Source organism: uncultured Corynebacterium sp. (assembly GCF_945649885.1).
Taxonomy (GTDB): Bacteria; Actinomycetota; Actinomycetes; order Mycobacteriales; family Mycobacteriaceae; genus Corynebacterium.
Genome location: NZ_CALZFS010000104.1, coordinates 1 through 10,305 on the forward strand (window position 1 = coordinate 1; position 10,305 = coordinate 10,305).

Sequence of the window (10,305 nt, forward strand, 5' to 3'; positions counted from 1 at the left end):
TTCCCAAGTTCATAATGAGTCTTATTGACTGTGCGGTGGTGGAATCCTTCGCCTCCGAACAGGGCGCACGCCGCACCGCTATGGAAAGCGCAACGGACAACGCCGACCAGATGATTTCCAACCTGTCCCTGGTTTACAACCGTGCAAGACAGTAGAAAATCACCAACGAAATCAACGAAATCGTATCCGGCGCAAATGCGCTGTAATGCTGTTTTCAGCGGCATAGCCGCTCCGCCGCTTTGCGGCGGAACAAAAGGTACGCTTTTATGAGTTACACGGAAGACAGTAAAACTTTGAAAGGAAAAGCAACAAATGGCTGATAAAAATATTGGTACAGTCGTTCAGATTATCGGCGCAGTTCTTGATATACGTTTCCTTTGCCGCACCACTTTTCACGCTGCTTATGGCAGTGTCACCATTTTCCGGGCTGCGGGCACCGGGGGCTGTGGTGGTCACCGAGGCGTCAGTTGTGGCAGCGGTGTCGCCGAGGGGATCTCCCGGGGTGGAGCAGGCAGCAAGGGTGATGCTGAAGGCGGAAATAAGAACCGCAGTGCGGATCGCGTGAAAATTGCTCATAGGAAATATTTATCACGTCAAAGGGCTGCTCTGTAGGGTTTTATGCACCCTGCAGGGGAGCCTGACGTCTATGGGAGGGTTAGAAAACCTCGATGCGTGCGCCGAGGGTCTCCGCGTGGAGGAGCTGCTTATCCCAGTTGGGTTGTCCGGGGTGCATGCGCAGAACCGGACGGGAGGAGGTGAGCATCGGACTGACAGATTCCTTGGCACGCCTCTGGCCGGAACGGGCTTCGTAGCGGATGCGGGAACGGTAACCACTGTCGGCGAGCTGCTCCACACTCGGTGGAGTACCAGCCAGCTGATCGCGGGCGTCATTGAGGATGTCCAGGGCTTCATCGAGTGTCTTAAGCAGTGCTTCAGCGTTTCCTTCACACATGGCGCGGACCAGTCCGGGGTCGGTGCCGGCAACGCGGGTGACATCACGGAAGCTGCCTGCCGCCAGGGAGAGGGAAAGGGCGCCGCCGTTGTCACCGACGATGGCGGCGGTTTCAGCGAAGATGTGGGGCAGGTGGGATACCCGTGCTGCGGCGGCATCGTGGGGGCCCACCCGTGAGGGCACAACTTCGGCACCCACGGCGGAGGCCATCTGGGTGACGTCCTTCCAGATGCTCATCCACTTGCTGGAGACCTTCTCCGCATCCATGAGGTGGTCGAAGGTGACCACCCACACGGAGCGTGTGAACAGGCCGGTCAGGGAGGCGCCCCAACCGGATTCCGCGGTGCCGGCCATAGGGTGGCTACCCACATAGCGGTCCTGCATGTCACGGTCCTTGACGGCCTGGTAGACAGCAGTTTTAACGCTGACCACGTCGGTGAAGCCACATTCAGGAGCGTGGGTGGAGATGGCGTCGAGAAGCTCCTCAACTGCGGTCATGGGGACCGCGAGCACGATGAGGGCGTCTTCCTCGGCGGCGCGGTGGAGGGTGGCTTCGAGTTCGGGGGAGACGTCGAAACCCTCGCCGACGGCGGACCGAGATGCGGAGCGGGAGCGGTTATAACCGAAAACAGGATGGCCAGCGCTGTGGAGGTCACGCAGCAGGGACCCCCCGATGAGACCGAGGCCGAGAATACAGACCGGGCGGGAAATGTCTTTGGTAGTCACCTGACAAGTGTGACACATTCCTACTACGGTTAGCTCTATGGATGACGGTTTTAGCTTTGCGGTCACGGCCACCCTGGTGGATGGCCGCTGGCATGTGCGGGAATTTGACGATGATTTCACCAGAATTTCCACCTCTATCAAAGCCGTGCGTGGTTTGCGCAGCGAAGGACCGGCTGTTGCGCTGCTCAATGTTGAAGATGAATATTTTGTGATTGTTCGCCCCACCCCGGGCAACACCTACCTCTTCCTCTCCGATGCGACGATGTCGGTGGACGATGATTTCGCGGCGTCGGCGATGGATGAGATGAACGCTGATATCCCGGATCTGGATCCGGAGGAGCTGGACAACATTGATCCCTGGCCGGAGGGCGATTTTGATATCCTCGCTGACCTCGGCCTGACACAGGAGGTACTGTCCGTGATCTGCGATGACATGGACCTGGACCCTTCTGAGCAGCTGCTGCGTGTTGCTGAGGAACTTGGCTTCGGTGAGGAACTCGCCCGCATCACGGGCATGGACTAGCGGTGGCGGTGCTCCCCACCCCACGGCGGGTGCTGGAAAACGAACGCCGTGTACGTCACGCCCTTGAGGTTGCCAAAACCACTCCCCGTGAGGATGTCCCCGTGGGTGCGGTCATCTATTCCCCTGATGGTCAGATCCTGGCCACGGCCACCAACCGACGGGAAACTGACTCTGATCCCACAGCCCACGCCGAGATCATTGCTTTGAGACGCGCCGCCCGCCGTTTCACCGACGGTTGGCGCCTGACGGACTGCACGCTCGTGGTGAGCTTGGAGCCCTGCAGCATGTGCGCTGGTGCCCTGGTTGGCGCGCGGGTGGGAAAGCTGGTGTTCGGGGCCTTTGAGCCCCGCACAGGGGCCTGTGGCTCCGTCTTTGATGTGGTGCGTGATCCCGCGGTGATGCACCGCGTGGAAGTCACCGGCGGTGTCCTGGAAGAAGAGTGTGCTGAATTGATGAGGGGATTCTTCGAAGCCCAGCGCTGGTGACCTGTTTCAGGTGAATATTCGATAACGATCCGCCCCCTCCCAGGTGGGGATAGCTACAGTGGGGATCACGTTAAAGCGCGAGTGCGAACCTGATTAGGAGTTGAGTATCATGTCTGATTTCTCTAACAAGGCTGAGGATGTTAGCGGCAAGTTCAAAGAAGGCCTGGGCGAGGCAACCGGCAACGAATCCCTGGCAGATGAGGGTCGTGCAGACCAGGCCAAGGCTGACATCAAGGATGCCGTCAGCAATGCCGGTGAGAAGGTCAAGGACGCGGCCAACAAGGTCCTGGGCTCCTTCAAGAAGGATGATCCAGATGCTGAGCACCCAGGTGCGGTCAACTAGGCGGCTGGACTACACCTACTGATTTGTTTGACACCTCACCGCTCCATTAAGCTGGACCGCGGTGGCGTGTCCGAGCGGCCGAAGGTCATCGCCTCGAAAGCGATTGTTGGGTAACCCCCAACCGGGGGTTCAAATCCCCCCGCCACCGCCAGTGAAAAACCATCTACCTGCAGAGATTGCTCTTCAGGTAGATGGTTTTTTGTGTCTAACTGCTCAGGGATGACCCACCGCCGCCACCGCCACCGCCCCCGGGGAGGGGCGCGGGCACGTAGGAACCATCAGCGGCCTGGACGTATTTCGGGGTCCAGTGGATCTCAGCTGCGGGGCGCGTCTGACCCTGGGAGTTGTAGAACTCCCCCTCGCAGACATCATTGATGATCTCCTCGGAAGGGCCGACAAACAGGGTGAATAAATGTTCATCGGAATGGAGGTCGCCGGCACGGAAGGCTTTTCCAACAAAGGGGACGTCGCCGGTGTTGGCTTCCTGCGGTGTGCTGCCCGGGGCATAAAGCGCATCCAGGAACATCAGGTGGGAGGTGTCAGTTTCTCCTCCGACTGTGGGATGGAGGGAATAATCAGGCCCGGTCAAGGGGATGGGGGTTTGTAAACCATTGGGAGTGAAGGCGAACATGTGCCAGGTGGCTGGGAAGGGGAGGCCATCCTGGTAGATGATATTGGTGGTGGTCACCTGGCCGTCGGGGGCGAGACAGTAGATATTTCCATGACCTCCATAACCACCGTCCTCTGTGAGTGCGATGGCGGGAGCAGCGGCGAAAGCGAGGCCGGTTGCTGCGAGGGCAGCCAGGGTGATGCGGGGTATGGATCGTGAGGGGAAGCGGGACATGATCTCTCCTTGGTGGAACTGGCGGATTGGAACTGGCGGATTGGGGGTGGTGCGAGAAGCATTGAATCGTGACCTACATCATAGTCGCTTCAAGGGCATTTTCCTAGGGCTTCACTTCTGCGCAAATATGGTCTGACCTGTTATTATTGTGAAATAAAGGGATTGGTTGGATTGTTGGGGCAGTGGAATCCCGCCGGGGCCAGCGGGTTTCAGTGGATTGGTATATATGCCCCCGGGTTGCTGGCTGCGTTCCCGGGTTTCCGGTAGGGCGTCAGAGTTTCATCACGATCCTGGGCTCAGAAGACAACAGTTCCCGTGGTTCTGGATGGCTTCCCCAATGGCAGTAACTTTCCTGAACCTTTCAACAATGGGTGGATGATATATACCCCGCTGGCTGAGGTGGATGCCGCGTAATTTCCGGCAAATGGGCAGTTCACTGCCCTGGGGTGGAATCTCCGGCATGCTAGCGTCGCCTGGCTGCTGGCTGAATGTGAAGTGTGGCTGGGCACGCCTATGGCAGTTGTTGCCTGGCGGATGGGAAGGATCTAATTTCCACCAGTTCCCGTATTTTCATTTGGCGCAGGTAAGTTGGGGGAGCGTATTTGATGCAAATTCGGCGAGAGGGAGAACACCCCAGTGGCAAAATTGCTGTTCAGGTTGGGCCGATGGTCCTATAACCGCAAATGGCTCGTGATTTCTGCATGGCTGGTGATCCTCGCTGTCGTTGCAGGTCTCGCTCTGTCCCTGCAGCGTGGTTTCACCGACACCTTCACCATTGATGACACCCCATCCATCGACGCCACCAAATCCCTGGTGGAGAACTTCCCGGATCAACCCAACCCGGTGACCGCAGCCGGTGTGAACGTGGTGTTCCAAACCGCGGAGGGCATGACCCTGGAGCACCCGGAGATGGTCGCGGCGATGGATGCCGTCATCAACACCATCGAGGTCAACCTCGGTGATGAGCTCACCGGTACTGACCGTTTCGGTAACCCGGTTGAGGTTTCACCGGCCTTGGAGCAGCAGATCGCGGAGCAGATGACCGGCATGGGGCTGCCGGAGGAATCCGCCATTGAGGATGCCTCCAACCTGAAGATGCTCAGTGATGATGCCACCATCGCTTACACCACCTTCAACATTGATGTTGCCGGCCCTGAATTTGTCACCGCTGAACATCGTGATGCGATCAACGCTGCCCTGGATAAGGGCCGTGAGCTCGGTGTCCGCGTGGAAGCCGGTGGTCCTGCCTTCGGTGATCCCATCCAGATCAAGACCACCAGTGAGATCATCGGCATCGGCATCGCCTTCATCGTGTTGATCTTCACCTTCGGTTCCCTGGTGGCAGCGGGCCTGCCCCTGATCACCGCGGTGATTGGCGTGGGTATCGGTGCACTCGCGATTATTCTGGCCACCGCATTCTTGGACCTCAACAGCACCACTCCAGTCTTGGCCGTGATGATCGGCCTGGCTGTCGGCATCGACTATGCCCTGTTCATCCTCTCGCGTTACCGTGCCGAATATAAGCGGATGCCCAGGGCGGAAGCTGCCGGCATGGCGGTGGGCACAGCCGGTTCCGCGGTGGTCTTCGCCGGTGCCACTGTGATCATCGCACTGGCTGCCCTGGCAATTGCCGATATCGGCTTCCTCACCGTCATGGGTATCTCAGCGGCCTTCACCGTGCTCATCTCCGTCCTGATCGCCATCACCTTCATCCCGGCTCTGCTGGGTGTGCTGGGTGGTCGTGCCTTCAAGGGCAAGATCGCCGGTATCGCCGGAAACCCCACCCCGAAACAGACCTGGGAACAGGCATTGGGGCGTCGTTCCAAGGGGCGCACCTGGGTGACTTTTGTGCAGAAGGTCCCCGGTCTGATCGTGGCAGTGGTGGTACTTGGGCTCGGTGCGTTGAGTATCCCTGTGATCAACCTGGAGCTGGCACTGCCCTCGGATTCCACCTCTAATATCGACACCACCCAGCGTCAGTCTGCTGAACTCATGGCGGAGGGTTTCGGTGCCGGTGTTAATGCACCGTTTCTGGTGGTCGTGGACGCTGATGAGGTCAATGTGGATGCGCCAGTACTGCAGCCGCTGGTGAATGCGCAGGACACCGATGAGCCTGGTTTCGATCGGGAGGCGGCTGCCCGTTTCGCCACCTTCATGTATGTCACCCAGACCTATGACTCCAACCTGGACGTGAAAAACGCGCAGATCATCGGCGTTAACGGTGACAGCACCGCCGCCCAGATCCTGGTCACCCCGTTCACCGGCCCTGCGGATCCGGCAACCACTGATCTGCTTCATGTGTTGCGTGCCCAGGAAATTCAGATTGAGGACGCCACGGGCACCGAACTGGGCACCACCGGTCTGACCGCGGTACAGCAGGACATCACCGAACAGTTGGCAGGCGCCATGCCGATCTACCTGGCGGTGGTGGTGGGTCTGGCGATCTTCCTGCTGATCCTGGTGTTCCGTTCCATCATGGTCCCGCTCGTGGCCGGCCTGGGCTTCCTGTTGTCTGTGGGTGCGGCCTTCGGTGTGACGGTGTTGTTCTGGCAGGAGGGCCTCTGGGACATCGTCAACACTCCGGGACCGCTGATCTCTTTCATGCCGATCTTCCTCATCGGTGTCACCTTCGGCCTGGCCATGGACTACCAGGTCTTCCTGGTCACTCGCATGCGTGAGCATTATTCACACCACGGCGGCAAGGGCATCGAGGGCTCGAAGTACAGCGCAGTGGAGCAGTCGGTCATCGAGGGTTATACACAGGGTTCCCGTGTGGTCACCGCAGCGGCCCTGATCATGATCGCCGTGTTCGTGGCGTTTATTGATCAGCCCCTGCCGTTCATCAAGGTGTTCGGCTTCGCCCTGGGCGTCGGTGTCTTCTTTGATGCCTTCTTCATCCGCATGGGTCTGGTGCCGGCATCAATGTTCCTCATGGGCCGTGCCACCTGGTGGATGCCACGCTGGTTGGACAAAATCCTGCCGAGCCTTGATGTTGAGGGCTCCGCCTTGGAAAAGGAATGGGAGCGCAGCCAGGTCAGGCAGTAGACTGATCAACCATGTCTGCGGAAAAACCCGATCTCTCGTTCACGCTCCACAATAAGCTTGGCGATGACGCGCCCGGAAAACATGGGCGCACCGGCACCATCCACACCCCACACGGTGATATCAAAACCCCGGCCTTCATTCCGGTGGCCACCAAAGCCACCGTTAAAACACTGACCCCGGAACAGATCCGGGAAACCGGTGCGCAGGCCATCCTGTCCAATGCATATCACCTGTATCTGCAGCCAGGCTCCGACATTGTCGACGAAGCCGGCGGTGTGTCCACCTTTGAGAACTGGCACGGACCCACCTACACCGACTCCGGTGGATTCCAGGTCATGAGCCTGGGCTCGGGCTTCAAGAAGGTCCTGGCCATGGACACCGCGAATCTGACCCGCGAGGACATCAAGGCCGCGAAGAAGGAACGCATGGCCCATGTGGATGAGGACGGCGTTGATTTCAAGTCCTTCATCGATGGTTCCAAGCACCGCTTCACCCCTGAGGTCAGCATGCAGATCCAGCACCAGCTGGGTGCGGATATCATCTTCGCCTTTGATGAGCTGACCACCCTGATCGACACCTATGACTACCAGGTGGAATCGGTGGAACGTACCCGCCGCTGGGCAGAGCGTTGCCTCTTCGAACATGAGCGCCTCACCCAGGAGCGCACCACCAAGCCCCTGCAGTCCCTCTGGGGTGTCGTACAGGGTGCACAGTATGAAGATCTGCGTCGCAATGCTGTCCACGGTCTGCTGGAACTGGACCGCAGGGCAGCGGATGAGGGCCGCCGTGGTTTCGGTGGCTTCGGCATCGGTGGTGCCCTGGAGAAGGAGAACCTGGGCACCATCGTGGGCTGGGTCTGCGATGAGCTTCCTGAGGAAAAACCACGCCACCTGCTGGGCATCTCTGAACCAGATGACCTGTTTGTGGCCATTGAAGCCGGTGCGGACACCTTCGACTGTGTCGCACCGACCCGTCTGGGACGCCGCGGTGGCGTCTACACCCTCGACGGTCGTCTCAACCTGGTCAGCTCCCGTTTCAAACGTGACTTCCGTGCCATTGATGAGGAGGTGGGTGGCTACGTCAGCGAGAATTACACCCGCGCCTATATCCAGCACCTGCTCAAGGCGAAGGAATTCCTGGCCGGCACCCTGTGCACCATGCACAACCTGCACTTCATGATCAAGCTTGTCGACGACATCCGCGCTTCCATCGATAACGGCACCTATTACGAATTCAAGGAAGAGTTCCTGGGCCGCTATTACGCGGGGAAGAAGTAGTTAAGAGATACCCTCAGCGCTGGAAAGCGCAGGGATCAGCACCCCCTATGCAGTTGGTACTGCACAGGGGGTGCTTTTTCATGCCTGGTTCGTTTTGGCGGGGGATTGGTCTCAATGTGGGGAGTAGATGGGTGCGTGGGAGAAGCCCAAAAGTAACGTGGTGGCCCATGAGCACTGATTCCTATTTTCTCCGCACAGGCCCCACCACCTTTGCACCCACCCCACTTGCGGAAGGGGCATGGTCGAGGGAGGACTATCACTTCAGTCCATTAGCCGGGCTGATTGTGCACGCCATTGAACAGAGCCGGGGAGATAGTCCCTTGCAGTTGGCACAGCTCTCCTTTGATATCCTCGGCCGCCTGCCCTTTGCCGAGGTGGATATCGCGGTGGAGGTCATCCGTCCCGGACGGACCATTGAACTGGTGGAGGCAGTGGTGACCGTGGCCGGCAGGAGCGTGATCCTGACGCGCGCCTGGTACCTGGTCGCCGGTGATACCACCGCTGAGACAGGAACTCCTGCCACGGTGTTACCGGCACCGGAGGACTGTCCACCTCGGGACCTGAGCACAATCTGGGGTGGCAATTTCATGGAACAGCTGGAAGCCCGTGAGGCGATCCCTGTCACCACCGGACGGGGAGCCACCTGGCTTGCTTCACCCACCAGCCTTGTTCACGGTGAGGAACAGATTCCGGTTGCGCAGTACTGCGCACTCATTGATACCGCCAATGGCCTGGCGGTGCGTCAGAACCCGGAGAAGTGGGCCTTCCCCAATGTGGACTTAACCGTGCATTTCTTCCGCCAACCTGCAGGACAGTGGGTGGGGCTGGACACCAGCGTGGACTGGGGTGCCAGTGGCATGGGCATCACCAGCTCAGTACTCCATGACAGTAATGGGCCGGTGGGACGTGCCCTGCAGAGCATCACGCTGCGGAAACTCTAGACCGGGTAACCTTCGCGGCGCTTGACCCATCCGATGACCAGGTAGGTCAGGGGGAGCATGACAATCTCAATGAGGGTCTTCCACAAGAAACCAACCAGGACATAGTTGAAGAAATCAGAACCGGTGGCAATACCGATCACGGGTGCGGCGATGGCACAGAAGAGCAGGGTATCACCCAGTTCACCCACGATGGTGGAGCCCAGCAGACGGGCCCAGAGGGATTTCTCACCGGTGCGCTTCTTGATGGCCACCAGCACATAGGCATTGAGCAGCTGGCCCACCATGTAGCCGGCCAGGGATGCCAGCACGATCTGGGGCACCAGGCCCAATGTTGCCTCGAAGGACTCCTGGCCCTCCCAGAAACTGGCAGCCGGCAACCAGATGGCGATGTAGAAAGACACCACGGCCACGATCGTGACCACGAAACCGGTGATGATGGCACGCCTGGTGGCACGCAGGCCATAACATTCGGCGAGCACATCGCCGAGAATATAGGCGGCGGGGAAGAGGAAGAAGGCACCATCGGTGATCAGTGGTCCCAGTTCCACACCCTTGGATGCAGTGATGTTGGAAATCAGAAAGATTGCGGTGAACAAGGCCACGATCAGGGGATACATGCTGGCCTGCAGGGGAATGAACTGAGCTTTTCCGGACGTGGTGGCTACATCTGAGGTACTGGCCACGCCCTGCCCAGACTGGGGGGTGTTGTCATTTTTCACGTTCACCACCTTAAACCCCGCCAGCGCACAGGAGGAATTGAGAGATGAAAAATCTTTCATGATTGTTTCATGGTGGTTTCATCAGCCCGGATTTAACTAGGTGTTGTCAGCAGGAAGCAACCCCTCACCGAAAGGTTTGAACACATGACCACCACCCTGGATTTCACCACCACCTTCAACACACAGATGGCCGGATTGATCGCGGATAAGCTTCCTGCGATCGCCGCCACCGGGCCGCGCCGGGAGGCACCACTGCCAGAGCGCATCCAAGCCAGCTACACCACCCGCTTCGTCCAGACAGCAGTGGAGAGCAACCGGCAGGACTTCCACCTGGTCGCCGGCCATGATGTGGCACCCACCGCTGGTGATGTGGTGATCGCCCGCATCAGCCACATCAGCAATCACAAACGCGTGGAGACCCCAGAATCCCGTAAAGCAGTGCTTTTCGAC

The 10,305-nt window shown here is 59.0% G+C and carries 11 protein-coding genes, 1 tRNA gene and 1 pseudogene; 10 read left to right on the forward strand and 3 right to left on the reverse strand.

Annotation, left to right across the window (positions count from 1 at the left end; all coding sequences use genetic code 11):
- Nucleotides 1-14: 14 nt before the first annotated feature.
- Both Q0M74_RS13915 and Q0M74_RS10720 read left to right on the forward strand, forming a co-directional pair.
- The gene (locus Q0M74_RS13915; protein ID WP_366088214.1) at nt 15-155 is read left to right on the forward strand and encodes a F0F1 ATP synthase subunit gamma; all 141 of its coding nucleotides are present in this window, start codon (nt 15-17) and stop codon (nt 153-155) included.
- A 157-nt stretch (nt 156-312) separates the two neighbouring features.
- Nucleotides 313-612 (forward strand): hypothetical protein, encoded by a 300-nt coding sequence (locus Q0M74_RS10720; RefSeq protein ID WP_293954271.1) that lies wholly within the window; start codon nt 313-315, stop codon nt 610-612.
- A gap of 43 nt (nt 613-655) precedes the next feature.
- Here the strand turns inward: Q0M74_RS10720 and Q0M74_RS10725 are convergent, their stop codons facing one another.
- A complete protein-coding gene (locus Q0M74_RS10725) occupies nt 656-1,678 on the reverse strand; it encodes a prephenate dehydrogenase (RefSeq protein ID WP_293954273.1) in 1,023 nt (340 codons plus the stop codon).
- A 37-nt stretch (nt 1,679-1,715) separates the two neighbouring features.
- Here Q0M74_RS10725 and Q0M74_RS10730 point away from each other — a divergent pair, with 37 nt between their 5' ends.
- From Q0M74_RS10730 to Q0M74_RS10745, 4 genes are all read left to right on the forward strand, one after another.
- Nucleotides 1,716-2,201 carry a tRNA adenosine deaminase-associated protein gene (locus Q0M74_RS10730; RefSeq protein ID WP_293954275.1) on the forward strand — a complete coding sequence of 162 codons (486 nt, stop codon included), beginning with the start codon at nt 1,716-1,718 and terminating at the stop codon, nt 2,199-2,201.
- A 2-nt stretch (nt 2,202-2,203) separates the two neighbouring features.
- Entirely contained in the window at nt 2,204-2,686 is a 483-nt protein-coding gene (gene tadA, locus Q0M74_RS10735; RefSeq protein ID WP_293954277.1) for a tRNA adenosine(34) deaminase TadA, read from the forward strand.
- A gap of 109 nt (nt 2,687-2,795) precedes the next feature.
- Entirely contained in the window at nt 2,796-3,029 is a 234-nt protein-coding gene (locus Q0M74_RS10740; RefSeq protein ID WP_293954279.1) for a CsbD family protein, read from the forward strand.
- 60 nt (nt 3,030-3,089) lie between these two features.
- Nucleotides 3,090-3,180: transfer RNA gene (locus tag Q0M74_RS10745), tRNA-Ser, on the forward strand.
- A gap of 54 nt (nt 3,181-3,234) precedes the next feature.
- On the opposite strand, the gene Q0M74_RS10750 is transcribed toward Q0M74_RS10745, so the two are convergent.
- Nucleotides 3,235-3,873, reverse strand: coding sequence for a hypothetical protein (locus Q0M74_RS10750; RefSeq protein ID WP_293954281.1), 639 nt, complete (start codon nt 3,871-3,873; stop codon nt 3,235-3,237).
- A gap of 636 nt (nt 3,874-4,509) precedes the next feature.
- Between Q0M74_RS10750 and Q0M74_RS10755 the strand changes: the two genes are divergently transcribed.
- The 3 genes from Q0M74_RS10755 to Q0M74_RS10765 all read left to right on the forward strand — a co-directional run bounded on the left by Q0M74_RS10755 (nt 4,510) and on the right by Q0M74_RS10765 (nt 9,136).
- Nucleotides 4,510-6,918 carry an MMPL family transporter gene (locus Q0M74_RS10755; RefSeq protein WP_293954283.1) on the forward strand — a complete coding sequence of 803 codons (2,409 nt, stop codon included), beginning with the start codon at nt 4,510-4,512 and terminating at the stop codon, nt 6,916-6,918.
- 11 nt (nt 6,919-6,929) lie between these two features.
- Nucleotides 6,930-8,195 carry a tRNA guanosine(34) transglycosylase Tgt gene (gene tgt / locus Q0M74_RS10760; protein ID WP_293954285.1) on the forward strand — a complete coding sequence of 422 codons (1,266 nt, stop codon included), beginning with the start codon at nt 6,930-6,932 and terminating at the stop codon, nt 8,193-8,195.
- Nucleotides 8,196-8,362: 167 nt separating this feature from the next.
- A complete protein-coding gene (locus Q0M74_RS10765; protein ID WP_293954287.1) occupies nt 8,363-9,136 on the forward strand; it encodes a thioesterase family protein in 774 nt (257 codons plus the stop codon).
- Here the strand turns inward: Q0M74_RS10765 and Q0M74_RS10770 are convergent.
- A complete protein-coding gene (locus Q0M74_RS10770) occupies nt 9,133-9,915 on the reverse strand; it encodes a queuosine precursor transporter (RefSeq protein WP_293954289.1) in 783 nt (260 codons plus the stop codon). The two genes, Q0M74_RS10765 and Q0M74_RS10770, sit on opposite strands and share 4 nt — an antisense overlap.
- Nucleotides 9,916-9,999: 84 nt before the next feature.
- Between Q0M74_RS10770 and Q0M74_RS10775 the strand changes: the two are divergent.
- Nucleotides 10,000-10,305, forward strand: a pseudogene (locus tag Q0M74_RS10775) (hypothetical protein); the annotation flags it as partial.

Coding starts and splice junctions, on each gene's coding strand:
- Q0M74_RS13915 (WP_366088214.1), top strand. CDS start 15: ATGAGTCTTATTGACTGTGCGGTGGTGGAATCCTTCGCCTCCGAACAG.
- Q0M74_RS10720 (WP_293954271.1), top strand. CDS start 313: ATGGCTGATAAAAATATTGGTACAGTCGTTCAGATTATCGGCGCAGTT.
- Q0M74_RS10730 (WP_293954275.1), top strand. CDS start 1,716: ATGGATGACGGTTTTAGCTTTGCGGTCACGGCCACCCTGGTGGATGGC.
- Q0M74_RS10740 (WP_293954279.1), top strand. CDS start 2,796: ATGTCTGATTTCTCTAACAAGGCTGAGGATGTTAGCGGCAAGTTCAAA.
- Q0M74_RS10750 (WP_293954281.1), bottom strand. CDS start 3,873: ATGTCCCGCTTCCCCTCACGATCCATACCCCGCATCACCCTGGCTGCC.
- tgt (WP_293954285.1), top strand. CDS start 6,930: ATGTCTGCGGAAAAACCCGATCTCTCGTTCACGCTCCACAATAAGCTT.
- Q0M74_RS10765 (WP_293954287.1), top strand. CDS start 8,363: ATGAGCACTGATTCCTATTTTCTCCGCACAGGCCCCACCACCTTTGCA.
- Q0M74_RS10770 (WP_293954289.1), bottom strand. CDS start 9,915: ATGAAAGATTTTTCATCTCTCAATTCCTCCTGTGCGCTGGCGGGGTTT.